Below are 24,925 nucleotides of genomic sequence, written 5' to 3'. Positions count from 1 at the left end.
CAGGGTGGCCCCCGTGAATGTGCTGGACATCCTGTTGCTCGCCGCCGCCCTGTGGTTCGCGATCGTCGGTTACCGCCAGGGGTTCGTCGTCGGCATCCTGTCGGTGATCGGATTCCTCGGCGGCGGACTCGTCGCGGTCTACGTGCTCCCCGTGATCTGGTCGGCGGCCACCGACGACGCACAGGTCACGACGGCGGCCGCGGTCGTCGCCGTGATCGTGGTGATCGTCTTCGCCTCGGTCGGCCAGGCCTTCACCACACACCTGGGCAACAAGCTGCGCCGGTACATCACCTGGTCCCCCGCCCGTGCGCTGGACGCGACGGGCGGTGCCGTGGTCAATGTCGCGGCGATGCTCCTGGTGGCCTGGCTGATAGGTTCCGCGCTCGCCGGGACGACGCTGCCGACGCTGGGCAAGGAGGTCCGCAGCTCCAAGGTGCTGCTCGGGGTCTCGCAGGCGCTGCCCACCCAGGCGGACACCTGGTTCGCGGACTTCTCCTCCACCCTTGCGCAGAACGGTTTCCCCCAGGTCTTCAGCCCGTTCGCCAACGAGCCGATCGCCGAGGTCCGCCCGCCGGACCAGGCCCTCGCCAAGAGCGCCGTCGCGACCTCCGCGAAGCGGTCGATCGTCAAGGTCGTGGGCCAGGCGCCCAGTTGCGGCAAGGTCCTGGAAGGCACCGGCTTCGTCTTCGCCGACCGCCGCGTCATGACGAACGCGCATGTGGTCGGCGGGGTCGACGAGCCCACCGTCCAGATAGGCGGCGAGGGCGTGCGCTACGACGCGAAGGTCGTCCTCTACGACTGGAAGCGCGACATCGCGGTCCTCGACGTGCCGGAGCTGAAGGCGCCCCCGCTGCGTTTCACACCGACGGACGCGCAGCGCGGCGGCGGCGCCATCGTCGCCGGCTTCCCCGAGAACGGCGCGTACGACGTGCGCCCCGCCCGCCTGCGCGGCCGCATCACGGCCAACGGGCCGGACATCTACCACCGGGGCACCGTCCAGCGCGACGTGTACTCCCTGTACGCGACGGTCCGTCAGGGCAACTCGGGCGGCCCGCTGCTGACGCCGGACGGCCAGGTCTACGGCGTGGTCTTCGCCAAGTCCTTGGACGACGCGGACACGGGATACGCCCTGACCGGCGACGAGATCCGCAGCGACATCGAGCAGGGCCGCTCGGCGGTCCAGGAGGTCGACACGGACGCCTGCGCCCTGTGAGGACCGGTGGCCCGCGGTGCGAGGGGTCAGTCGCGGCTGCTGTGCCGGAGCCGGGCGGACACCCACCGGGCCCTGCGCCGCAGGATGCGCGGAATACCCAGCCGGGGATCGTGCGCCGCGAGGTCCTGCGGCGCTCCCCTCCGGGGTGAGCCCAGCGTCATCGCGGGGCGGCGGGTGCGTGCTGCGTCACTGTAGTCGTGCGTCCAGCCCATACCCCGACGTGTGCCCGGGCCTCATGGTCGGTAACCTCCCCGGCCGCGCCCAATTGGCTTATGCGCCGGGCAATTGGCTGTTCGTAGGACAGGTGTTCCTCCCCGGACACCGGACGCCCCACATGCGGCTACCGGTCCGGCTCGGGGTCCTTCAGCCAGTTGACCAGCTCGTTGGAGAACGCCACCGGGTCCTCCTCGTGCGGGAAGTGCCCGAGCCCGTCGAACAGCCGCCAGCGGTAGGGGGCTTCGACGTACTCGCCGGAGCCCGCGGCACTGCGCGTGCGCATCACGGGGTCGAGCGAGCCGTGCAGATGCAGGGTCGGTACCCGCACCGGACGCTTCATGCGCCGGTAGAACTGGATGCCGTCCGGCCGGGCCAGCGAGCGGACCAGCCAGCGGTACGGCTCGACCGAGCAGTGCGCGGTGGAGGGGATGCACATGGCCTGGCGGTAGGCGTCGACGGCCTTGTCGTCCGGCTGGTTCGGCCCCGACCAGTCGCGCACGAGCCGGCCCACCAACGCCCCGTCGTCCGCGACGAGCTGACGCTCGGGCACCCACGGCCGCTGGAACCCCCACACGGAGGAGCCGGCCGAGGTCTGCTTGAGGTCGGAGAGCATCGCCGAGCGCCAGCGCCGCGGGTGCGGCATCGACGACACGACGAGCCGGCGCACCAGCTTGGGCCGCATCGCCGCCGCGGTCCAGGCGAGGTAGCCGCCGAGGTCGTGGCCGACGAGCGCGGCGTCCGGCTCGCCGAGCGAGCGCACGACGCCGGTGATGTCGAGCGCCAGGTTCGCCGGGTCGTAGCCGCGCGGGGTGCGGTCGCTGCCGCCCACGCCGCGCAGGTCCATCGCCACGGCCCGGAACCCGGCGTCGGCGAGCGCGACGAGCTGGTGCCGCCACGTCCACCAGAACTGCGGGAACCCGTGCAGCAGCAGCACGAGCGGCCCGTCACCCAGCTCGGCGATGTGGAAGCGCGCGCCGTTGGCCGCGACGTCCCGGTGGTGCACTTCCATGCCGCCGGGCACGTCGAGTCGTACGACCGAGGTGGGCGGCTGGGCCGATGGGGTGGCGGGGTCCGTCATGAAGACGAGCGTGCCACAGCCTCGATGGCCTCGGGGACACGGTCGCCCGGCGTCACCTGTCGGGGGTGCGGCTTGGCGTTCTGGAGTACGCCCGCCGTCTCCTTGACCGAGGAGGCGACCTTCTGCGGGCCCTTGCCCTTCTTCGCCTTCTTGGCGAACACGGCACCGATGGCGCCGAGCAGGCCCGCGAGGAGGAGGCTGCCCGCGAAGGAGAGCAGGAAGCACCAGGCGAGGTTCCAGCCGCCGTCGCCGTTGTGCCCGCCGGTCCAGGCGTTGATGCCGTAGGCCAGGGCGAAGCTCAGCATCGGCAGCGAGAAGATCAGTACGGTGGCGGCGACGATGAACGCGACACCGCCCATGGCCCCGCGCTTGACGTCCCGCTTCAGCTGCACCTTCGCGAGGGCGATCTCGTCGTGCACCAGTGCGGACATCTCGGTCGTCGCCGAGGCGAACAGCTGGCCGATGCTGCGTTCGGCGCCGACCGGGCTGCCGTCGGGTGCGCTCATCGCATACTCCCTGTTCTTCTGTAGCGGATGCTTCCGTGGCGGACTGTAGGTCTCAGATCATGCCGGACGCTCGTCGTCGTCGCCTGCCCCGCCCGCCACTTCGGCACGCCTTCGGTGTTCCGCGGCCTTCCTCTCGTGGATCTCGGCCATCCGGAGGTGGTACGCCGGATCGTCCTGTTCGTAGATGTCGGGCACCCCGCTCTCGTCGTCGTCGCGCTCCTCGTCCTCCCACAGCGCGCGGTACTTGGCGTTGCGGATCTTCAGCAGGACGGTGGCGAGGAGCGCGGCGATCAGCGAGCCGCACAGCACCGCCGCCTTGACCTCGTCGGTCAGGACGGGGTCGTCGGTGAAGGCGAGTTCCCCGATCAGCAGGGACACCGTGAAGCCGATCCCGGCGAGCGTGGCGACCGCGAAGACGTCCGGCCAGGCCAGCTCGTCGGACAGGGACGCCCGGGTGAAGCGGGCGGTCAGCCACGTGCCGCCGAAGATGCCGAGGGCCTTGCCGACGACGAGGCCGAGCACGACGCCGAGCGTCTCCGGCTGGGTGAAGACGTCGCCGAGCGCGCCGCCCGAGACCATGACACCCGCGCTGAACAGGGCGAACAGCGGTACCGCGAGTCCCGCCGACAGCGGCCGCACCAGATGCTCGATGTGCTCGCCGGGGGAGTGCTCCTCACCGTCGGTGCGGTGGCAGCGCAGCATGAGGCCCATCGCGACGCCGGCGATCGTGGCGTGGACGCCGCTGTTGTACATGAGGCCCCAGATCACGAGCGCGAGCGGCACGTACACGTACCAGCCGCGCACCCCCTTGCGGAGCAGCAGCCAGAAGACGGCGAGACCGAGGAACGCGCCGCCGAGCGCGGCGAAGTTCAGGTCGCTGGTGAAGAACACCGCGATGATCAGGATCGCGAAGAGGTCGTCGACGACCGCGAGTGTCAGCAGGAAGGCGCGCAGCGCGCTCGGCAGGGAGGTGCCGATGACGGCGAGCACGGCGAGGGCGAACGCGATGTCGGTGGCGGTCGGCACGGCCCAGCCGCCGAGCGATCCGTCGCCGACCGTGTTGACCAGCGTGTAGACCAGCGCGGGCACCGCCATGCCGCACAGCGCGGCGACGACCGGGAGGACGGCGGCGCGCGGATCGCGCAGGTCACCGGCGACGAGTTCGCGCTTGAGCTCGATGCCGGCGACGAAGAAGAACACGGCGAGGAGACCGTCGGCCGCCCAGTGCTCGATCGACAGGTTCAGGCCGAGGGCGCCGGGGCCGAGGTGGAAGTCGCTGACCGTCTCGTAGCTGTGGTGCAGCGCCGGCACGTTGGCCCAGACGAGGGCGGCGACGGCCGCGACGAGGAGCAGGACGCCGCCGACGGTCTCGGTGCGCAGGGCGTCGGCCACGAAGGTGCGCTCCGGCAGGGAGAGCCGGCCGAGGGCCTTCGGGGAACTCTTCGCCGTCTCGTCGGACGGCTTCTTCGTCGGCGCGCTCACGGGGTGGAACCTCCGGTCAGGTACGGCTGTGGACACCGCCGACCAGACTTCCCGGCACACCCTGTGGACATCATGACGCGTTCTTGACGCGAACGTCACCCTACCGGGTGGAGGCGGGGCGTGCTGGTGTTCGTCACGATACGCACGAAACGGGCATCCGGCGCGTTCGCCGGATGCCCGTTCCGAAGGGCTGCGGGGGGTGCCGCCGAGGTCAGTCCTCGCTGGGCGCCGCGGGCAGCTTGGTCTGGATGAGGTCCATCACGGAGGAGTCGGTGAGCGTGGTGACGTCACCCAGCTCCCGGTTCTCCGCGACGTCGCGCAGCAGACGGCGCATGATCTTGCCGGAGCGCGTCTTGGGCAGCTCGGCGACCGGCAGAACCCGCTTGGGCTTGGCGATCGGGCCGAGCGTCGTGCCCACGTGGTTGCGCAGGTCGGCGACGAGCGACTCGTCCTCCGCGTTCGCGCTGCCGCGCAGGATCACGAAGGCGACGATCGCCTGACCGGTCGTCTCGTCCGCGGCGCCGACCACGGCGGCCTCGGCGACGGCGGGGTGCGAGACGAGCGCGGACTCGACCTCGGTCGTCGAGATGTTGTGCCCGGAGACGAGCATGACGTCGTCGACCCGGCCCAGCAGCCAGATGTCGCCGTCGTCGTCCTTCTTCGCACCGTCACCGGCGAAGTACTTGCCCTCGAAGCGGGACCAGTACGTGTCGATGAACCGCTGGTCGTCGCCCCAGATGGTGCGCAGCATCGACGGCCACGGCTCGGTCAGGACCAGGTAGCCGCCACCGCCGTCCGGCACCTCGTGCGCCTCGTCGTCGACGACCGTCGCGGAGATGCCCGGCAGGGCGCGCTGGGCGGAGCCCGGCTTGGTCTCGGTGACGCCCGGCAGCGGCGAGATCATGATCGCGCCGGTCTCGGTCTGCCACCAGGTGTCGACGACGGGGCACGTGTCGGCGCCGATGTTCTTCCGGTACCAGACCCAGGCCTCGGGGTTGATCGGCTCGCCGACCGACCCGAGCACCCGCAGGCTCGACAGGTCGAACTTCGCGGGGATGTCGTCGCCCCACTTCATGAACGTGCGGATCGCGGTGGGCGCCGTGTAGAGGATCGTGACGCCGTACTTCTGCACGATCTCCCAGAACCGGCCCTGGTGCGGGGTGTCCGGGGTGCCCTCGTAGATGACCTGCGTCGCGCCGTTCGAGAGGGGGCCGTACGTGATGTAGGAGTGGCCGGTGACCCAGCCGATGTCGGCGGTGCACCAGTAGACGTCGCTCGAAGGCTTGAGGTCGAAGACGGCGTGGTGGGTGTAGCTGGCCTGCGTCAGGTAGCCGCCGGACGTGTGCAGGATGCCCTTCGGCTTCCCCGTCGTCCCGGACGTGTAGAGGATGAAGAGCGGCTGCTCGGCGTCGAAGGCCTCGGGCGTGTGCTCCGTGGACTGCTTGCCGACGACGTCGTGCCACCACACGTCGCGGCCCTCGGTCCAGGCGACGTCCTGCTTCGTGCGCTGCACGACGAGGACCCTGTCGACCGACACGCGGGTGAGCGCCTCGTCGACGGCCGGCTTGAGGGCGGAGGGCTTGCCCCGGCGGTAGCCGCCGTCGGAGGTGATAACGACCTTCGCGTCGGCGTCCTCGATGCGCTTGGCGATGGCGTCGGCGGAGAAGCCGCCGAAGACGACGGAGTGCGCGGCGCCGATCCGGGCGCACGCGAGCATCGCGATGACGGCTTCCGGGATCATCGGCAGGTAGACGGCGACGCGGTCGCCGGCCTCGACGCCCAGCTCGGTCAGGGCGTTCGCCGCGCGGCTGACCTCGTCCTTGAGCTCGGCGTAGGTGATGGCCCGGCTGTCGCCCGGCTCACCCTCGAAGTGGATCGCGACGCGGTCGCCGTGGCCGGCCTCGACGTGGCGGTCGACGCAGTTGTACGCGACGTTGAGCTTGCCGTCCGCGAACCACTTCGCGAAGGGCGGGTTCGACCAGTCCAGCGTCTCGGTCGGCTCGGTGGCCCAGCTGAGGCGGCGGGCCTGCTCGGCCCAGAAGCCGAGCCGGTCAGCCTTGGCCTGCTCGTACGCCTCCGCCGTGACGTTGGCGCTCGCGGCCAGGTCAGCGGGCGGCGCGAAGCGTCGCTCCTCCTTCAAGAGGTTGGCCAGGCTTTCGTTGCTCACGACATCTCCCTTGCGGTGCTTTGCCCGGGGCGACATTTGTGTCCCAGGCCACAGCTCATCAGACGGCGACCCCTGCTGACAAGGGCCGCCAGGAAAATGGTTTAGACCTGTTGTCGCCGGGGTGCCGGCATGGATCCGGTACCCCGGCGCGGCCGTTCCGCACCGGTTCACACGTGCGGAACGGCCGCAGGGTTCAGCAGGTCACGCGAGCTGTCGTGCGAGCGCTCGTTCGGGAGAACGCCGCCGTGGTCACGCGAGGCTGGGCCTTCGCACCTCCTCCTCGGTACCGGGGGTGCCGGGGGTGCCCGGGGTTCTGCCGGTGTTCTCGGTGGGGGCGGGGGCCTCGGGGTTCTCGGGGTTCTCGGAGCCCCCGGTCTGCTCCGTGCCGTCGACATGGCCGAAGACGGGGTCGCCCTCGGTGAGGAGGTAGGCCTGCGCCTCACCGACGTGGAAGTACATGCCGTGCAGCTCGAGCGCGCCGTCCTCCAGGGCGCGGGCCACCGAGGGGTGCGCCCGCAGGTGCTCCAGCTGCTGCACGACGTTGGTCAGGCACAACTGCTCGGCCGCGTCCGCCGGCTCCCGGCCCGCGAGCCGCGCCCCGGGCCGCTCCGTGTCCGCGGTCCGCGCCAGGCTCGGCAGGCCGTGCCGCAGCCAGCGGGTGAGCGGAGTGCGTGCCGCCCCGTCGGGCGGCCCCGCGAGCAGCGCCTGCATCGCGCCGCACCCGGAGTGCCCGCAGACGGTGACCGACTGCACCTTCAGCACGTCCACGGCGTACTCGATGGCGGCGGCCACCGAGTCGTCCCCGCTCTCCTCGCCCGGGAGCGGGACGAGATTGCCCACGTTCCGCACGACGAACAGGTCGCCGGGGCCGCTCGACGTGATCATCGACGTGACGAGCCGCGAGTCGGCGCAGGTCAGGAAGAGCTGGGTGGGCTGCTGGCCCTCACGGGCGAGCCGGGCCAGCTCGCCGCGGACCAGCGGGGCGGTGTTCCGCTGGAACGCGCTGATACCGCTGGCCAGTTGGTGCCCACCGGTCCGCGGTCGGTCCGAGGTCTGCTCGGGGGCGGGTGCGGACTGCGGACCGTCGCAGTGGTGATTGCGCCAGGGGGTCCACGGGCGGCAGCAGGTGTGCGCGGCGCTCGCGGGCTCCGCGATGCGTGCTCCGGCCCGGCCGGCGACCTCCACGGTGCCGCCCTGCCCGGTGTGCGCGTGCTGCCAGTCCTGCAGCGCCTCGAAGGCGGCATGGTCCATGAACGACCCGTCCAGCTCCACGACACAGGCGGCGCCCTGCGGGACCTGGTGCAGCGTACGGCTCAGCCGCGGCACGGCCAGGAAAGTCAACTGCCCCCGGACGCGCACATGGTGGACGCCCTGGGTGTCCTGCGTGTGCGTGATACGGGTGCGGGCGAGCCGGTGCAGGGCGACGCCGACCGCGACCGCCACCCCGAGGCCGACGCCCTCCAGTACACCGAGGGCGACGACACCGAGCGTGGTGACGACGTACACCAGGACCTCACGGTGGCGGGTGACCGTGCGGATGTGGTGCAGGGAGACCATGCGGATCCCGACGGCCATCACCAGGGCGGCGAGTGAGGCCAGCGGGATCAGCTCCAGGAGCGGGACGAGGAGCAGCGTGGCCGCTACTACCCAAACGCCGTGCAGCATCGTGGAGTTCCGGCTGACCGCGCCCGCGTTCACATTGGCCGTCGAGCGGACGGCGACGCCGGCGACGGGGAGTCCGCCGAGCGAACCGGACACGATGTTCGCCGCGCCCTGGCCGAGCAGCTCGCGGTCCAGGTGGGAGCGGCGGGCGGCGGGCGGCAGGTCCGTGCGCGCGGTCGCCAGCTTGTCCACGGCGACGGCGCCGAGCAGCGACTGCACGCTGCACACCAGTGTCGTCGTCAGGACGGCGGCGAGGATGCCGAGCACCGGCCCCTCGGGCAGTCCCGCGAGTGCGTGGCTGCTCCAGGAGGGCAGGTCGACCTCGGGCAGCGTCAGGCCGAGCGTGACGGTGGCGGTGGTGGCCGCGGTCACTGCGACGAGCGCGGCGGGCACCTTGCGGGCGATGCGGCCGGCTCTGCCGGGGAGCCGGGGCCACAGGACGAGCAGTCCCAGCGTGAGTCCGCTCATGGCGAGGGCGGCCGGGTGCACCCGGGCCAACTGGTGCGGCAGCGACGCGATGTTGGCGAGAACGGAGCTGTCGGGCGTGCCGCCGAGGACGATGTGCAGCTGGGCGACGGCGATGGTGACGCCGATCCCGGCGAGCATGCCGTGCACGACGGCGGGGCTGACGGCGAGCGCGCTGCGCGCCACGCGCAGGCAGCCGAGACCGAGTTGGGCGAGGCCGGCGAGAACGGTGATGCCGCACGTGGTGCGCCATCCGTAGCGCTGGATCAGCTCGGCGGTGACCACGGTCAGGCCCGCGGCCGGGCCGCTGACCTGGAGCGCCGAGCCACCGACGAATCCGGCGACGAGTCCGCCGACGGCGGCGGCGACGAGCCCGGACTCGAGGGGCGCGCCCGTCGCGAGGGCGATGCCGAGGGACAGCGGCAGGGCGATCAGGAAGACGGACACGGACGCGGAGAGGTCGGCGCCGGCGATCCGGAAGCGGCGGTGCGGTGCGGGCGGTGGACTGTGCGCCTTCCGCACGGAGGCCGAGGGCTCGGCCGTCCGGTCGGGGTCGTCGGCGCGGGTGGGTACGCAGGCTGACATGTTCCCGTCTCCTCAGGGGTGCAGCGCGGTCGCGGAATGTGGGGGACGGACCCCTCGGCGGTGGCCGGGGTCGCATCGCGGCCGTGGTTCACGGCGTGCAGCGGCGGGATGAAGCAATGAACAGGTGGTCGATCAACGCTCGGTAAACGGATCGTAATGCAGAGTAAAGAGCAGGGAAGGGCTAATGGTGCAAATAGGGCAATGCTTCACCTGGGGGAGTGAATAAGATTCTTGATCGGCTTGTCGGATTAATTCCGAACGGAGCGCATGCGACCTTGGCGGCGAACTCGACCTTTCAGGACATTTCGCGCGCTCTGCGTGTCTCGTCTCGCAAGCCGACCCCCAGGAAGAAGGTGGGCGGAAGATGGCCGCCACCCCGTGGACCGCCACTCGCAGGACCGCCACCCGTCGGGCTGCCACTCGCAGGACCGCCACCCGTACGGCCACCGCGCGCAGGGCTCTCGCGTGCGTCACCGCCGTCGCCGCGTGCACCGCCGTCCTCGCCGGCTGCGCGTCCGACGACACCGCACCCGCACCGCACCGCAAGGGCGCCCCCGGCCCGAAGAAGGCCGCGCCGGCCGCGCCCGGCAGCGTGCTGCGTCTGATCGGCGACGGCTCGACGGCGTACACCGGGCAGCAGCCTCACCTGTCGCGCCCCGAGCGCCTGAAGCCCGGTCAGAAGCCGCCGCAGTTCGTCGTCTTCTCCTGGGACGGCGCCGGCGAGGACAGCCAGAAGCTGTTCTCCCACTTCCGCTCGGTCGCCAAGGCGAACAACGCGACGATGACGTACTTCCTGAGCGGCGTCTACATGCTCCCCGAGGACAAGAAGGACCTCTACCACGCCCCCCAGCACTCGGCGGGCAGTTCGGACATCGGCTTCAACGACACTCAGGGAATCAGGGACACCGCCGAGCAGGTGCGTGCCGCCTGGCTCGAGGGCAACGAGATCGGCACCCACTTCAACGGCCACTTCTGCGGCAAGGGCGGCGGCGTCGGCGAGTGGTCGGTGGCCGAGTGGAAGAGCGAGATCCAGCAGGCCAAGAGCTTCGTGAAGACGTGGAAGACGAACGCGGGCCTGAAGAACATGCCGCCGCTCCCCTTCGACTACGACAAGGAGCTGATCGGCGCCCGCACCCCCTGCCTCGAAGGCCAGAAGAACTTCATGCGGGCGGCGAAGGAGCTCGGCTTCCGCTACGACACGAGCGGGGTCAACGACCAGGTGTGGCCGAAGAGGAAGAACGGCCTGTGGGACCTGTCCATGCAGCTCGTCCCCTTCAAGGGGCACAAGTACGAGCAGCTGACCATGGACTACAACTTCATGGTCAACCAGTCGGGCACCAGCACTCAGGGCGACCCGGACATGCGGCAGTACTGGGGTGACCAGATGCGGGACAGCCTGCTCGCGGGCTTCGACCGCGCCTACACGGGCAACCGCGCACCCCTGGTCATCGGCAACCACTTCGAGTCCTGGAACGGCGGCGTCTACATGCGTGCCGTCGAGGACACCGTGAAGACCGTCTGCGGCAAGCCCGACGTGCGCTGCGTCTCCTTCCGCCAGCTCGCCGACTGGCTCGACGCGCAGGACCCGGCGACCCTCGCCAAGCTGACGAAGCTCGGCGTGGGCCAGGCTCCCGGGCAGGGCTGGGCGTCCTACCTGACCGGGAAGCCGGCGCCCGCACCCGCGAAGGGCTCGGGCACCCCGGCGTCGGCATCGACCTCCTGAACCGGCCGCCTGGACAGGACGGTTGAGTCGGTCCGACCCGGCCGACCCGGCTGACCCGTCCGTCCGGGTGGACGGGTCAGGCCGAGGCGACCGCCGTCGGTGTGCTCTCCCGCAGGACGAAGCCGGGGTCGATCTGTGCCGCGAGGTCGGCCCCCGTCTTCTCGTTGCCCCAGCTCTGCGCGTTCTTCAGGTGGAAATGCACCATCTGCTGCGTGTACCGCTCCCAGTCGCGGGCGCCGTACGTCGCGTCGGCGGCGGCCCGCAGAGTGGCGAGTGCTGTCGCGTTGGCCGTCTCCAGGAGGTCGAAGCGGGGCGGTCGCCCCTTCTCCATGGCGCGCACCCAGTCCGAGTGCCCGACGGTGACGAGCAGGTCGTCCCCGACCTCGGAGCGCAGGAAGTCGAGATCGTCCTCGCCCTGCACCTTGTTCCCCACGACCTTCAGGGCGATGCCGAAGTCCCGTGCGTACTCCTTGTACTGGCGGTAGACCGAGACCCCCTTCCGTGTCGGCTCGGCGACGAGGAACGTCATGTCGAAACGGGTGAACATGCCGGAGGCGAAGGAGTCCGAGCCCGCGGTCATGTCGACCACCACGTACTCGCCGGGGCCGTCGACGAGGTGATTCAGACACAGCTCCACCGCTCCGGTCTTGGAGTGGTAGCAGGCGACACCGAGATCGGCTTCGGTGAACGGCCCGGTGACCATCAAACGGACGGTCCCGCCGTCGAGTTCCACCGGCCGGGCACAGGCCTCGTACACCGGGTTGCTCTCGTCGACCCGCAGCAGGCGTGAGCCCTCGCCGGGCGGGGTGGTCTTGATCATCGTCTCGGCGGACGCGATGCGCGGGTTCGATCCGCGCAGGTAGTCCTTGATGAGCGGCAGGCGCGCCCCCATGGCCGGCAGGGCCGCGGCCGTCTCGTCGTCGAGTCCGAGCGCGGGGCCCAGGTGCTGGTTGATGTCGGCGTCGACGGCGACGACCGGCGATCCCGTGGTGGCGAGGTGTCGGATGAAGAGCGAGGACAGCGTGGTCTTGCCGCTGCCGCCCTTGCCCACGAAAGCGATCTTCATGTTCACGAAGAGTAGTGGGAACGTCGCTTTGAGTGGTGTCCAGGCGTGAAGAAGACCACTCCTTCGTGGGGCGGCGCCCCACGGCCCGTAGGGTCGTACGCATGAGTACGACAGCCGATCCCCTCGCCGCGCTGGCCGACCTGCCGGGCGTGGCCGACTCCGTGGCCTCCGTGCGCAAGGCCGTGGACCGGGTCTACGGGCACCGTGTCATGCGGCGCCGCAGCAACGAGGTGACCTCCGAGGCCGCGCTGCGCGGCGCCCGGGGCAGTGCGGCGCTGTCGGGCGCCGACTGGGCGCTCGAGGAGGTGCGCCGGCGCACCGACTTCAGCGGGGGCGACGGCGACCGGGAGGCGCCGGTCATCGGCGCCGCCCTGCGGCTGACCGCGGAAGCGGGTCAACTCCTGTCCATCTGGCGGCAGTCGCCCCTGCGCGTCCTCGCGCGCCTGCACCTGGTCGCCGCCGCGGACAACGGCGCGGCGGTGGGCCGCCCCCGGCAGGCGGGCGAGCCGGTCGACGAGCCGCTCGTCGAGCTGCCGCTCCCGGGCGCGGACGAGGTGGCCGGACGGCTCGAGGGGCTCGCACAGCTGATCATCGCGGGCGGTGAGGCGCCGGCGCTGGTGACGGCGGCCGTGGTGCACGGCGAGCTGCTCGCCCTGCGTCCCTTCGGCTCGCACAACGGTGTGGTGGCGCGGGCCGCCGAGCGCATCGTTCTGGTGGGCAGCGGCCTCGACCCCAAGTCGATCTGCCCGGCGGAGGTGGGTCACGCGGAGCTGGGGCGCGCCCAGTACGCGGCGGCTCTGGAGGCCTATGTCTCCGGCACTCCGGACGGCATGGCGACATGGATCGCCCACTGCGGCAAGGCCGTCGAGCTGGGGGTCAGGGAGTCGACCGCGGTCTGTGAGGCGCTGCAGCGCGGCGCCGCCTGAGTCCGGCAGGGGCCGGACAAGGGTTGCGGCGGTACGAGTCCTCGTACCGCCGCTGGCATGGCCACCGGGTTACCAAGCGTCCTCGATGTGTTTGCCCATCAGGTCGGGAACTTCTGCCCGTCACCTGGTGCGGCTGGCCCGTAATCGACGGGTCGACGTCGCGTGGGTGCCCTGTGTTCATGCGTCGGTCCGTGGGGCCTGGTTGCGTGTGAAGGTGATCCTCTCGGATGTCCTTGGTCTCGCGGGCCGTTGACTCCTTTCTACTCCACCCCCGCAGTGATCGGTAGTCCTGGCCACACTTCTTTACTTTTACGTTCAAACAGGGCGAAATCGGGCGCTGCCTGGTCGGTGGCCCAGCGGGCCCGGCGGGCAGCGGTCCAGGTGGGCAGCAGTTCAGGCGGGCAGGGGTTCAGACGGCCGGGGCGGCGGCGCGGCGCCGGCTGGCGTACCAGACCAGTCCCGCCGTGGCTGCCGCCGCGCCGAGGGCGACCGCCGCGGCCACCGCCGGCCGGGACGGCGCCGACAGGTGCGGCAGCCGCTGCTTGAGCCGGACGGGCTTGCTGAAGTCGAGAATCGGCCACTCGCGCGCGATGGCCTCGCGCCGCAACGCCCGGTCCGGGTTCACCGCGTACGGGTGCCCGACCGTGCTCAGCATCGGAACATCGGTCGCCGAATCGCTGTACGCGTAGCAGCGCGACAGGTCGTACCCCTCGCTGCGCGCCAGTTCTTCGACCGCCTCCGCCTTCGTGGGGCCGTACGCGTAGTACTCCACCTCACCCGTGAAGCACCCGTCGTCGCCGACGACCATGCGCGTGGCCACCACCCGGTCCGCCCCGAGCAGCTCGCCGATCGGCTCGACCACCTCGGCGCCGGATGTCGAGACGATCACGACGTCGCGGCCCGCCGTGTGGTGCTCCTCGATGAGGGACGCCGCCTCGTCGTAGATGATCGGGTCGATCAGGTCGTGCAGCGTCTCGGCGACGAGCTCCTTCACCTGCTCCACGTTCCAGCCGCGGCACAGCGCGGAGAGGTACGCGCGCATGCGCTCCATCTGGTCGTGGTCGGCGCCGCCCGCGAGGAAGACGAACTGCGTGTACGCGGTCCGCAGCACCGCCCTCCTGTTGATCAGCCCGCCTTGGTAGAACGACTTGCTGAAGGTGAGCGTGCTCGACTTTGCGATGACCGTCTTGTCCAGGTCGAAGAAGGCCGCCGCGCGGGGCATGGAGTGCGTCAAGGAGTGGTTTTCCACGAGCCCGAGCATAGGCGCCCACCATTCGGCGTAAGGTCGGGCGCGTGGGTTTGCCTGAGAAGGCTCTCGGGTACACCATGGAAGTCACGGATCGTTCGCGACCGTGCTAACCCGGTCTGGCTCCTCCCCCCCCGAGTCGGACCGTGGGGACGACCCCCGCTCTCCCCCCCGGCGGGGGTCGTCGCATGTCCGGACCCGTTTTCGGGTCCTTTTTTCTTGTCTGTTCAACCGTGTCGCCGGGCCCCGGCGCCGTGAGCTGCACTCCTCCCGTTCGTCACGCTGTGTGACCGTCGAGCTGCTGTGCGGAGAACCGGGGAGTGGTCCCGATGCCTCACCGGTTTGGGTGACGGAGATATTCACAAGCGTTCTCCTGTCCACAGTTATTGACCAAGATCCACACGATTTCCGGGATGGCTGCACGGTGATTCCGCAGGCGGAGTTCCGGTTCGTGCCGATGGCCGGTTCGTTTTGGCCGGACTGCGTGGGGTGACCGGTATTCGGTGCTCCGCGCAGCCGGGGCTCCGCCGCGGTTCGGACCGTCCGCGGGTGCGGGCGGACGCGGCGAGAGGGGGATCGGATCATGACGGGGACGAGGACGCAGGACCCGGCGCGGGACGCCGGCGGAGCGGGACGTGCACCGCTGATCGTGACGGAGGACGTGGGGCTCCTGGACGACCTGCTGCGGCTGTGCGCGGCGGCCGGTGTCCGGCCCGAGGCGGTGCACGGGGCGCCGGGCAGCCGTGGGAGCTGGGAGGGGGCGCCCCTGGTGCTCGTCGGGGACGACGCGGCCGGACGGCTGCGCGGTGTCGCCAGGCGGCACGGGGTCGTCCTCGTGGGCCGTGACCAGGACGACCCCGGGGTGTGGCGGCGGGCCGTGGAGATCGGCGCCGACCATGTCCTGATGCTTCCGGACGGGGAGCAGTGGCTGATGGACCGGATCGCCGACGTCGCGGAGGGCGTCGGTCGGCCCGCGCTCACGGTCGGCGTGCTCGGCGGCCGCGGCGGCGCCGGAGCGTCCACGCTGGCCTGCGCGCTCGCCGTGGCGTCCGCGCGCACCGGCCGGCGCACGCTGCTCGTCGACGCGGACCCGCTGGGCGGCGGGCTCGACGTCCTGCTCGGCGGGGAGGCGGCGGACGGGCTGCGCTGGCCGGCCTTCGCCCAGTCCCGAGGACGGGTCGGCGCCACGGCCCTGGAGGAGTCGCTGCCGAGCCTGCACGGACTGCGGCTGCTCAGCTGGGACCGCGGCGACCTGGCGGCGGTGCCGCCCGAGGCCGTCCGGGCGGTGCTCGCCGCGGGTCGGCGCCGTGGCGGCGTCGTGGTGGTGGACCTGCCGCGGCGGATCGACGCCGGGTCCGTCGAGGCGCTCGCCCAGCTCGACCTGGGGCTGCTCGTGGTGCCGACCGAGCTGCGTGCCGTCGCGGCGGCCCGCCGGACGGCGGGAGCCGCCGGCATGGTGCTCCGCGACCTCCGGGTCGTCACGACGGCCGGGCGGGGCGCTGCCGACCTGGACGCGGACGAGACGGCCCGGCTGCTCGGCCTGCCGCTCGCGGGCGAACTGCCGCTGGACGGCGGGGTGTCGCGCGGCGGACCACCCGGCGCGGGCGGCCGCCTCGGCCGCTTCTGCGAGCAGTTCTGGGAGCGCGTGACCGTGGGAGCGGACACCGGAGGCCTCGCGTGAGCGCCGTGGTCGGGGCGCGGATGCTCGACGGCGTCCGCCAGTGGCTCGCGGAGAACGGGGCGGAGGCGACCCCCGCGCGCGTGACCGAGGCGCTCAGGGCACAGGGCCGGATCCTGGGCGACACCGAGGTGCTCGGCGCGGCCGGGCGGCTCAGGTCGGAGCTCGTGGGCGCCGGGCCGCTCGAGCCCCTGCTCGGCGACCCCGCCGTCACGGACGTGCTGGTCTCGGCGCCGGACCGGGTCTGGGTCGACCGCGGCGGGGGCCTGGAGCCGGCGGGCGTCGCCTTCGAGAGTGCCGCGGCCGTCCGCAGGCTGGCCCAGCGGCTCGCCGCCGTGGTGGGCCGGCGTCTGGACGACGCCCGCCCCTGGGTCGACGCACGGCTGCCCGACGGGACGCGGCTGCACGCCGTGCTGCCCCCGGTCGCGGTCGGCTGCACGTGTCTGTCGCTCAGGGTCGTGCGGCCCCGCGCCTTCACGCTGGAGGAGCTCGTCGCGGCGGGCACGGTGCCTCCCGGTGGTGACCGGGTGCTGCGCTCCCTGCTGGACGCCCGACTGTCGTTCCTCATCAGCGGCGGCACGGGCACCGGCAAGACGACCCTCTTGTCGGCGCTGCTGGGCCTGGTCGGCCCGCAGGAGCGCATCGTCCTGGCGGAGGACTCGGCCGAACTGCGCCCCGACCATCCGCACGTGGTGCGCCTGGAGTCCCGTCCTGCCAACCAGGAGGGCGCGGGCGCCGTCGGTCTGGACGACCTGGTCCGTCAGGCTCTGCGGATGCGCCCCGACCGGCTCGTGGTCGGGGAGGTGCGCGGCGCCGAGGTCGTGTCCCTGCTGGCCGCGCTCAACACGGGACACGAAGGAGGTTCGGGCACCCTCCATGCCAACGCGGCACGGGACGTCCCCGTCCGCCTCGAGGCGCTCGGCACGGCGGCCGGACTCGACCGGGCCGCGCTGCACAGCCAACTGGCGGCGGCGGTCTCGGTGATCCTCCACCTCGTACGGGACCGGAGCGGGCGGCGCCGGGTCGCCCAGGTCCACGTCCTGGAGCGGGACCCGCACGGCTGGACACGGACCGTCTCGGCTCTGGAGTGGGGCGAGCGGGGGTTCGTGCCGGGGCCGGGGTGGGCGCGCCTCGGTGCGTTGCTGGGGGTGCGGGAGCCGTGACGGATGCGAAGGCCGCCCTCGAGATGCGTCCTGGGGGAGGCGCCGGATGAGCGCAGTGGTGGCGGTGGCGCTGATCGGGGCCGCGGCGGTGGCCTGGGCGGTGCGTGCCCGGGAGGTCGAGGTGCGGCGGGCGCGGCGGGTGCTGGGCGGGGTTCCGGCGCCCCGGGGCGCGGACGTGGGCGCCGGGGCGGGCGCGGCGGCGGTCAGGGATGTCGGCCGGTGGGCGGTGCCCGGCCGGTGCTGGGCCTGGCTGCGGGCGCGGCCCGAGTGGGGGTGCGGGGCGGCGGGCCTGACCGTCGGGGCGCTGGGGTCCTCCCTGCTGCCTCTGGTGCTGGGGGTGCTCGCGGTGCCGGCTGCGGCGCGGGTGCGCCGGGCGCGGGACGCGCGGCGCGAGCGGGGCAGGCGTGGCGACGCGGTGATCCGGCTGTGCGAGGTGCTGGCCGGTGAGGTGCGCGCGGGCCGTCAGCCTGGCGGCGCGCTCACCGTCGCCGTACGGGAGACGGGTGCACCGGGTGGCGCCGCGGTCCTGGCGGCGGCACGGTTCGGCGGTGACGTCCCCGCGGCACTGGGCGCGGCGGCGCGCGAGCCGGGCGCGGAGGGACTGCACGGGCTCGCGGCGTGCTGGCGAGTGGCGGTGGACCGCGGCGCGGGCCTCGCGGTCGGCGTCGACCGGCTGGCGGACGCGTTGCGCGCGGAGCGGGACCAACGGGCCGATCTGGGTGCCCAATTGGCCGGCCCCTGGTCGACGGCGGTCATGCTCGCCGCCCTGCCGGTGCTGGGCCTGCTCCTCGGATCACTGCTCGGGGCCCGGCCGTTGCGGGTGCTGCTGCACACCGGCCCCGGGCTGGGATGCCTGGCGGTCGGCGCGGTGCTGGAGGCGGCGGGGCTTTGGTGGGCGGTGCGGATCGTGCGCAGGGCGGAGGGATGAGGGGGCGGTGCGGCTGAGCGGGCCCGGGGCGGAGATGGGCTGTGCGGGGCCAGGTCGGGGCTGGGCCAGGTCGGGACGGAGATGTGCCGGGCCGGGGCCGGGGCCGGGGCTGGGCCAGGCCGGGACGGATATGGAGGAGGCGCGGAGTGAGGCGAGTTGCCGGATTGATAGCGGATTGCCGGGCTGGAGAAGGGGGTGATGTGGATGGTCGGGTCGATGGTGGAAGTTGTCCACAGGCTGGGGGCAGTGCTGTGCGTGATCGCGCTGAGCGTCTGGGCGAGTACCGCGGTTCTGACGAGGTGGCGGTCGCGCGGGGTGCGCAGGCGGGTGCGGGCGGTCTTGGCGACGGTACCGGTGGAACGCCGTCGGGATCGGGTGCGACTGCCTGCGGCGCTGCGCCGGTGGATGTCGGCGACCGGCGCCGGGTGCGCCGGATATGTGCTGGTCGGAGGAGCGGCGGGGCTCCTCGTCGGGGTGGTGGCGGCCGGGCTGGTGTGGCGTCGGCGCGGTGATGGACGGCGATCGTCGGCCGATGCGGGGCTGGGCGGTGGCCGTGGCGGCGGTGCGGATGCAGAGGTGGACGCGGTCGCCCGGGCGGAGGCCGAGCGACAACTGCCCCTCGCGGCAGAGCTCCTGGCGGCGTGCCTGGCGGCCGGGGCCGATCCGGTCGGGGCCGCCCGCGCGGTCGGGGAGTCGCTCGACGGGCCGGTGGGGCGGGCCCTGGCGCGTGGCGCGGCGCAGGTTCGTCTCGGCTCCGCACCTGGCTTCGCCTGGCGGGAGTTGGCGGCGTTGCCCGGAGCCGGCGGACTGGTCCGTCTCCTTGAGCGCGCAGGCGAGTCGGGGGCGCCGGCAGCCGTACCGGTGGCGAGATTCGCCGCGGAGTGCCGGGCCGAGCGGGGCAGACGCGCGACGGCGGTGGCGCGGCGGGCGGCGGTGATCATCACGGCGCCGGTCGGCCTGTGCTTCCTGCCCGCGTTCCTGGTGGTCGGTGTCCTGCCCGTGGTGATCGGCCTGGCGGGTGGAGTGCTGAGCGGAGGGGGTGGGTGAGGCGGAGCCGAGGAGGCGAACGAGCCGAGTTGAGGGAGGCGGGGCGCCGGGGAGGCCGGTGTAGCTGGTGTGGGTGGGCTGAGCGCAGAGGGGAGGGGGCGTGGTGCCAGCGCGCTGAAGAGCGGCTTGGAAGGGCGAACAGGTGTGAAAGGAGCGGAGGTTGTGATGGCGGCAGATGTGGGCGATGGGCGCGGGCGAGCGGTGTCAGGCGGATCGGGCACGGGCCCGGGATCGGTCTCTGGCCAGAGGTCGTACCTGGGGCCGTATCTGAGGTCGGACCCGGGGTCAGAACCGGGTTCGAACCCGGGGTCGGCTCCGCGAACTGGAGGGAAGCCGAGGAGCGATGTGGAGCGAGGGCCGCGAGTGAAGCGTGAGGTCGCGACGGGGCGAGTAGCTGCGGGGGAGCGGGAGTCGGGCGTGGGGCGTGAGGTGTCTGAAGCGGGAGTGACGGATGGTGAGCCAGGGCCAGGGCCAGGGCCAGGGCCAGGGCCAGGGCCAGGGCCAGGGCCAGGGCCAGGGCCGGGTGCGGCGGTGGCTGTGGGGTGTGCGGCCCAGAGGGAACGGGGGTCGGACGTGAGGCGTAGTGCGTCGGGAAGGGCGGTGGCGGTGAGCGGGCGAAGGGGGACGGACGTCGGGCGATGCGTGTCGGCGAGCCAGGCGGCCGGGAATGCCGTCGCAGGGCCGCGGTTGGGCGTCGGAGGGCGGATGCGGAGGTGGGCGCGGGCCGTTCGGGCGGCGCGGTCGGATGCCGGGATGGTCAGCGCCGAGTACGCGGTGGGCATTCTCGCGGCCGTGGGGTTCGCCGGACTGCTCTACAAGGTGATGACGAGCGACCCGGTGCAGGCGACTCTGCAGTCTCTGGTGGGGAAGGCGCTCAATGGGTCGTTCTGAGCGGAGTGCCGGGCGCCGGTTCGCGCGGGGCCCCGACAGAGGGTTCGTGACGGCGGAGGCGGCGGTGGTGCTGCCGGTGCTCGTGGGGTTCACGCTGGCGCTGGTCTGGGCCCTCCTGGCGGTGTCGGGGCAGATCCGGTGCGTGGACGCGGCGCGGGCCGGGGCCCGCGCCGCGGCCCGGCAGGAGCCGGCGGATGCCGCGCAGGATGCCGCCCGACAGGCGGCACCGAGCGGGGCGCGGGTCGACGTGAGCCGGGAGGGTGACCTGGTTCGGGTGACGGTGTCGGCCCGGTCCGTGGGGCCGGGGCCCCTCTCGGTCGACCTGCGAGCGGAGGCTGTAGCGGCGGCCGAGGAGACGGTGGGGGCGACGTGAGGGGGCACGACGGAGGCGCCGGGCGTCGTTGCGCAGGTCGCCTCGACCGCGCAGCTGGGGCGAGCCGCACCGACCGCGCTGGCCGCGCCGATCGCACCGACCGCGCAGGCCACGCCGACCGCAGCGACCGCGCAGACCGCGCCGACCGCGCAGGCCACACCGGCCACACCGGCCGCACCGACCGCGCAGACCACGGCGTCCGCGCAGACCGCGGCGTCCACGCAGGCCACGCCGACCGCAGTGACCGCGCAGACCGCACCGACCGCGCTGGCCGCGCCGATCGCACGGACCGCGGCGACCGCACCGACCGCGCAGACCGCGCAGGCCACACCGACCGCAGTGACCGCGCCGACCGCACAGCCCTCACAGGTCGGTGGGCGGCTGTCCGGACCGGAGCGACCGCCCACCGCACAGCCCCCTCGGGTCGGTGGGCTGCCGTTCGGACGGGGGCGGCTCGGGGGCTCGGTCGGGGTGGGACCGGAGGCGGGTCCGGGGCGGACCGGGGGTCGGCGACGGTGTGGGTCGTCGTGGCGCTCGCCGCCGTCGGCGCGGTGTTCGGGGCGGTGCTGGCCCTGGGTCAGGCGGTTCAGGCCCGGCACCGGGCGGGCGGCGCGGCCGACTTGGCCGCGTTGGCCGCGGCGGGGCACTGGATGGAAGGAGGCGGTGAGGCGTGTGCCCTGGCCGGGCGGGTGGCCCGGGCTCAGGGGGCCCGGGTCGTGGACTGCGCGGTGCGCGGGGAGGAGGCCGAAGTGGTCGCTGCGGCGGGGTCCGGCCCGTTCGCCGTGGAGGTCCGCTCCCGTGCCGGGCCCGCGGGCCCGCTCCCCGAGGGGCCGGTGCCGGCCACGGGACCGGCCCCGGAGGACCCGGATCCCAGGTCACCCGTGGTCGGGGCGCCCCGGAGCAGCTCGGAGAGGAGACGTACGGCGCCTCGTTTGTGCAGCGGATCGTTGCCGTTGCCGCACTTGGGGGACTGGATGCAGGAAGGGCAGCCCGCCTCGCACTCGCACGCGGCGATCGCCTCGCGCGTGGCGGTCAGCCACTTCCGGGCGGTGTGGAAGGCCCGTTCGGCGAAGCCCGCCCCGCCGGGGTGGCCGTCGTAGACGAAGACCGTGGGGAGCAGCGTGTCGGGGTGCAGCGGGACCGAGACACCGCCGATGTCCCAGCGGTCGCAGGTGGCGAAGAGAGGGAGGAGGCCGATGGAGGCGTGTTCGGCGGCGTGCAGGGCGCCGCCGAGGATCTCGGGATTGATGCGGGCGGCGTCGAGCTGGTCCTCGGTGACCGTCCACCACACCGCGCGGGTGCGCAGCGTGCGGGGAGGGAGGTCGAGTTTGGTCTCGCCGAGGACCTCGCCGGTGATGAGCCGGCGGCGGAGGTAGCCGATGACCTGGTTGGTGACCTCGACCGAGCCGTAGCACAACCGGCCCTCGCCCCACGGGACTTCGACGTCGGTCTCCAGGACGGAGATGGCCGTGGTGTCGCGGGCGGTGGTCGAGTACGTGGGGCTCGCGGGTTCGACGAGGGCGACGTGGTCGTCGAGGTCGAGCTGCTTCACGACGTACGTACGGCCCTGGTGGAGGTGGACGGCGCCGTCGTGGACGGTGGTGTGGGCGGAGGCTGCGTCGACCGTGCCGAGGAGCCGCCCCGTGCTCGCCTCGACGATCTGCACGGGGGTGCCGCCCCCGCCGCGGATGTCGGCGAGGTCGGCGGCGGACTCGCGGCGCGTCCAGTGCCAGGCCTTCGTGCGCCGGCGCAGCAGCTTCGCCGCCTCGAGCTGGGGGAGCAGGTCGGCGGTGGCGGGGCCGAAGAGGTCCAGGTCCGGTGCGGTGAGCGGGAGTTCGGCCGCGGCGGCGCACAGGTGCGGGGCGAGGACGTACGGGTTGTCGGGGTCGAGGACGGTCGATTCGACGGGCTGGTCGAAGAGGGCCTCGGGGTGGTGGACGAGGTAGGTGTCCAGGGGGTCGTCGCGGGCGACGAGGACGGCGAGGGCCCCCTGCCCGGAGCGCCCGGCGCGGCCGGCCTGTTGCCAGAGGGAGGCACGGGTGCCGGGGTAGCCGGCGATGACGACGGCGTCGAGGCCGGAGACGTCGATGCCGAGTTCGAGGGCGGTGGTCGCGGACAGGCCGAGGAGTTCGCCGGAGTGCAGGGCGGCTTCGAGGGCCCGGCGCTCCTCGGGAAGGTAGCCGCCGCGGTAGGCGGCGACGCGCCGAACGAGGGAGCGGTCGACCTCGGCGAGGCGTTCCTGGGCGATCACCGAGATCAGCTCGGCGCCGCGCCGGGACCGTACGAAGGCGACGGAGCGGATGCCCTGGACGGTCAGGTCGGTCAGCAGGTCGGCCGTCTCGGCGGTCGCCGTGCGCCGCACCGGTGCGCCCTTCTCGCCCTGCATCTCGGTGAGCGGCGGCTCCCAGAGGGCGAAGACGACCTCGCCGCGGGGCGAGGAGTCGTCGGCGACCTCGACGACGGGCAGGCCGGTCAGCCGGCGGGCGGAGGCGGCGGGCTCGGCGGAGGTGGCCGAGGCGAGCAGGAAGACGGGGTCGGCCCCGTAGCGCGCGCAGAGGCGGCGCAGCCGGCGCAGGACCTGGGCGACGTGCGAGCCGAAGACGCCGCGGTAGGTGTGGCACTCGTCGATGACGACGTACTCGAGGGCCTTGAGGAAGGAGGACCAGCGGGGGTGGGACGGGAGTATCCCGCGGTGCAGCATGTCGGGGTTGGTCAGGACGTAGTTGGCGTACTGGCGGACCCACTCGCGTTCTTCGAAGGGGGTGTCCCCGTCGTAGACCGCGGGGCGGATCGCGTGGCCGAGCGGTTGTGAAAGTTCCTTCACCGATCGGCACTGGTCCGCTGCGAGCGCCTTGGTGGGGGCGAGGTAGAGGGTGGTGGCCCCGCGGCCGTTCGGCGCCTCGGAGCCGTCCAGGAGGCCGGAGAGGACCGGGACGAGGTAGGCGAGGGACTTCCCGGAGGCCGTTCCGGTGGCGACGACGACGGACTCGCCGTCCAGTGCGTGCTCCGCGGCCAGGGCCTGGTGGGCCCACGGGTGATCGATTCCGGCCTTCTGTACGGCGGCGACGACCTCGGCGCGGATTCGATCAGGCCAGACGGCATGACGCCCCGTACGAGGGGGCAGGTGCTCCGTATGGGTGATGCGCGCAGCCCTGCTCGGACCCGAGGCGAGCCGTTCCAGGACCGCCCCGGGAGAGGGTCGGGAGCCCGTGGACGCCGCGGGTCGTTCGGATCGGTGATTCTTGGCCATCGGCTCCGAGTGTGTCACTGGCGTGACGGACAATGTTCCAAGGCGTCGTGCACGCCTGCCGGTAAGTGATTGAATGCCATCGCGGCTGGCGAACCGTCCCGGGGGATCAGGCCGAGGTGTCCCCGAGGGGCGACCGCTCGATTAGCAAGGTGCTGGAGGATCCGTGGACCTGTCCCTGTCGACCCGTACCGTCGGCGATCGTACGGTCGTCGAGGTCGGTGGCGAAATTGATGTGTATACCGCGCCCAAGCTGCGCGAGCAGCTGGTCGAGCTGGTGAACGACGGCAGTTTCCACCTTGTCGTCGACATGGAGGGCGTGGACTTCCTCGACTCCACCGGGCTCGGCGTGCTGGTCGGCGGTCTGAAGCGGGTGCGGGCCCACGAGGGCTCGCTGCGCCTGGTCTGCAACCAGGAGCGCATTCTCAAGATCTTCCGGATCACGGGTCTGACCAAGGTCTTCCCGATCCACACCTCGGTCGAGGAAGCCGTCGCGGCGACCGACTGAGCCGGTCCGGCCGGCGGCGTCGACCGCGCCGGCAGGACATCGGTAGAGATCCGGTAGAGATCCGAGGACCGGGCGGCTGTGGTCGGCCCGGTTCTCGAGAGGACGCCCGTCCTTAGAGGGGGATGCATGGCCACCGTCGAACTTCGCTTCAGCCCTCTTCCCGAGCACGTCAGGACCGCCCGTCTCGTGGCGGCCGCGGTGGCGCGCCGGGCAGGTGTGGACGAGGCGGTGCTCGACGAGGTCAGGCTCGCCGTGGGCGAGGCGTGCACCCGCGCCGTGGGGCTGCATCGCGGCAGCGACCTGTCGGCGCCGGTGCGAGTGGCCCTGATCGAGGAGGAGAAGCAGTTCTCCATCGAGGTGGGTGACGAGGCGCCGCGCGCGGCGGGCGCCTCCGAGACGGCCGGGGGCGGCGCCGCCGAGCCCGATGCCGACGGCGAGGACGACATGGGCCTCGCCGTGATCAGCGGTCTCGTGGACGACGTGGAGGTCACCGCCGACGAGCACGGCGGTCTGATCCGCATGAGCTGGCCGACCGCGCCGGACACCGAGCCCGTCTGAGACGCAGCACCGGCCGGTCGACGACCGGCCGTCGACTACTCGTCGCCACTCGTCGCCACTCGTCGGTAGTCCACCAGGGCCCTGTGCCCCGCGCGTTCGTCCGCGCGGTGAGCAGGGCCTTTCTGCTGTTCCCTGGCGTGCGCCGCAGAAAGAAAGATCGACCAGAACGTCGACCAGAACGTCGACCAGAACGTCGA

At 72.6% G+C, this 24,925-nt stretch carries 20 protein-coding genes and 1 pseudogene; 12 read left to right on the top strand and 9 right to left on the bottom strand.

All coding sequences use genetic code 11. The annotated features are described in order from the left end of the window. Positions 1-13: 13 nt before the first annotated feature. On the top strand, positions 14-1,213 hold the full coding sequence (locus GTW43_RS25390; protein WP_161304333.1) for a MarP family serine protease: 1,200 nt from the start codon (positions 14-16) through the stop codon (positions 1,211-1,213). A gap of 26 nt (positions 1,214-1,239) precedes the next feature. Here the strand turns inward: GTW43_RS25390 and GTW43_RS38240 are convergent, their stop codons facing one another. From GTW43_RS38240 to GTW43_RS25360, 6 genes are all read right to left on the bottom strand, one after another. Continuing rightward, positions 1,240-1,425 carry a hypothetical protein gene (locus GTW43_RS38240; protein WP_161304332.1) on the bottom strand — a complete coding sequence of 62 codons (186 nt, stop codon included), beginning with the start codon at positions 1,423-1,425 and terminating at the stop codon, positions 1,240-1,242. Between the two features lie 128 nt (positions 1,426-1,553). Further along, positions 1,554-2,507 (bottom strand): alpha/beta hydrolase, encoded by a 954-nt coding sequence (locus GTW43_RS25380; protein WP_161304331.1) that lies wholly within the window; start codon positions 2,505-2,507, stop codon positions 1,554-1,556. Further along, positions 2,504-3,013 carry a phage holin family protein gene (locus GTW43_RS25375; RefSeq protein WP_161304330.1) on the bottom strand — a complete coding sequence of 170 codons (510 nt, stop codon included), beginning with the start codon at positions 3,011-3,013 and terminating at the stop codon, positions 2,504-2,506. Before GTW43_RS25375 ends, GTW43_RS25380 begins: the two co-directional genes overlap by 4 nt. 57 nt (positions 3,014-3,070) lie before the next feature. Beyond that, positions 3,071-4,495 carry a Na+/H+ antiporter NhaA gene (gene nhaA, locus GTW43_RS25370; RefSeq protein ID WP_161304329.1) on the bottom strand — a complete coding sequence of 475 codons (1,425 nt, stop codon included), beginning with the start codon at positions 4,493-4,495 and terminating at the stop codon, positions 3,071-3,073. A gap of 211 nt (positions 4,496-4,706) precedes the next feature. Continuing rightward, entirely contained in the window at positions 4,707-6,698 is a 1,992-nt protein-coding gene (gene acs, locus GTW43_RS25365; protein WP_161304328.1) for an acetate--CoA ligase, read from the bottom strand. 213 nt (positions 6,699-6,911) lie between these two features. Beyond that, the gene (locus tag GTW43_RS25360; RefSeq protein WP_161304327.1) at positions 6,912-9,374 is read right to left on the bottom strand and encodes a SulP family inorganic anion transporter; all 2,463 of its coding nucleotides are present in this window, start codon (positions 9,372-9,374) and stop codon (positions 6,912-6,914) included. A gap of 364 nt (positions 9,375-9,738) precedes the next feature. Here GTW43_RS25360 and GTW43_RS25355 point away from each other — a divergent pair, with 364 nt between their 5' ends. Beyond that, positions 9,739-11,097, top strand: a complete 1,359-nt coding sequence (locus GTW43_RS25355; RefSeq protein ID WP_161304326.1) for a hypothetical protein — start codon at positions 9,739-9,741, stop codon at positions 11,095-11,097. Positions 11,098-11,173: 76 nt separating this feature from the next. On the opposite strand, the gene GTW43_RS25350 is transcribed toward GTW43_RS25355, so the two are convergent. After that, positions 11,174-12,163 (bottom strand): ATP-binding protein, encoded by a 990-nt coding sequence (locus GTW43_RS25350; RefSeq protein ID WP_161304325.1) that lies wholly within the window; start codon positions 12,161-12,163, stop codon positions 11,174-11,176. Between the two features lie 101 nt (positions 12,164-12,264). Between GTW43_RS25350 and GTW43_RS25345 the strand changes: the two genes are divergently transcribed. After that, positions 12,265-13,089: an oxidoreductase gene (locus tag GTW43_RS25345; RefSeq protein ID WP_161304324.1), complete on the top strand. Its 825-nt coding sequence runs from the start codon at positions 12,265-12,267 to the stop codon at positions 13,087-13,089. A 409-nt stretch (positions 13,090-13,498) separates the two neighbouring features. Here GTW43_RS25345 and GTW43_RS25340 read toward each other — a convergent pair whose 3' ends face one another. Then, positions 13,499-14,350: an HAD-IB family hydrolase gene (locus GTW43_RS25340; RefSeq protein WP_161304323.1), complete on the bottom strand. Its 852-nt coding sequence runs from the start codon at positions 14,348-14,350 to the stop codon at positions 13,499-13,501. Between the two features lie 568 nt (positions 14,351-14,918). Between GTW43_RS25340 and ssd the strand changes: the two genes are divergently transcribed. The 7 genes and pseudogenes from ssd to GTW43_RS25300 all read left to right on the top strand — a co-directional run. After that, complete coding sequence (gene ssd, locus GTW43_RS25335) at positions 14,919-16,016, top strand: septum site-determining protein Ssd (RefSeq protein WP_161304322.1); 1,098 nt, start codon at positions 14,919-14,921, stop codon at positions 16,014-16,016. Positions 16,017-16,036: 20 nt separating this feature from the next. Beyond that, positions 16,037-17,176: a TadA family conjugal transfer-associated ATPase gene (locus GTW43_RS25330; protein WP_202501921.1), complete on the top strand. Its 1,140-nt coding sequence runs from the start codon at positions 16,037-16,039 to the stop codon at positions 17,174-17,176. A 46-nt stretch (positions 17,177-17,222) separates the two neighbouring features. Further along, positions 17,223-18,104, top strand: coding sequence for a type II secretion system F family protein (locus tag GTW43_RS25325; RefSeq protein ID WP_161304320.1), 882 nt, complete (start codon positions 17,223-17,225; stop codon positions 18,102-18,104). A 216-nt stretch (positions 18,105-18,320) separates the two neighbouring features. After that, positions 18,321-19,151: a type II secretion system F family protein gene (locus GTW43_RS25320; protein ID WP_237536812.1), complete on the top strand. Its 831-nt coding sequence runs from the start codon at positions 18,321-18,323 to the stop codon at positions 19,149-19,151. A gap of 165 nt (positions 19,152-19,316) precedes the next feature. Next, positions 19,317-20,042, top strand: coding sequence for a DUF4244 domain-containing protein (locus GTW43_RS38710; RefSeq protein ID WP_343246111.1), 726 nt, complete (start codon positions 19,317-19,319; stop codon positions 20,040-20,042). After that, positions 20,029-20,415, top strand: coding sequence for a TadE family type IV pilus minor pilin (locus tag GTW43_RS25310; protein WP_161304318.1), 387 nt, complete (start codon positions 20,029-20,031; stop codon positions 20,413-20,415). The genes GTW43_RS38710 and GTW43_RS25310 overlap by 14 nt, the downstream gene beginning before the upstream one ends. Before the next feature lie 515 nt (positions 20,416-20,930). Continuing rightward, a pseudogene (locus GTW43_RS25300) lies at positions 20,931-21,230 on the top strand (Rv3654c family TadE-like protein); the annotation flags it as partial. Here GTW43_RS25300 and GTW43_RS25295 read toward each other — a convergent pair. Next, positions 21,116-23,665, bottom strand: a complete 2,550-nt coding sequence (locus GTW43_RS25295; RefSeq protein WP_237536810.1) for a DEAD/DEAH box helicase — start codon at positions 23,663-23,665, stop codon at positions 21,116-21,118. The pseudogene GTW43_RS25300 and the gene GTW43_RS25295 sit on opposite strands and share 115 nt — an antisense overlap. A gap of 163 nt (positions 23,666-23,828) precedes the next feature. On the opposite strand from GTW43_RS25295, the gene bldG reads away from it, so the two are divergent. Continuing rightward, complete coding sequence (gene bldG / locus GTW43_RS25290; RefSeq protein ID WP_003975386.1) at positions 23,829-24,170, top strand: anti-sigma factor antagonist BldG; 342 nt, start codon at positions 23,829-23,831, stop codon at positions 24,168-24,170. 126 nt (positions 24,171-24,296) lie between these two features. Further along, positions 24,297-24,728 (top strand): ATP-binding protein, encoded by a 432-nt coding sequence (locus tag GTW43_RS25285; RefSeq protein ID WP_161304317.1) that lies wholly within the window; start codon positions 24,297-24,299, stop codon positions 24,726-24,728. Positions 24,729-24,925: the final 197 nt, after the last annotated feature.

The organism is Streptomyces sp. SID5785 (genome assembly GCF_009870065.1).
GTDB lineage: Bacteria > Actinomycetota > Actinomycetes > Streptomycetales > Streptomycetaceae > Streptomyces.
Note: the sequence above shows the minus strand (reverse complement) of the source record. Positions and strands in the feature narration are given on the sequence as shown.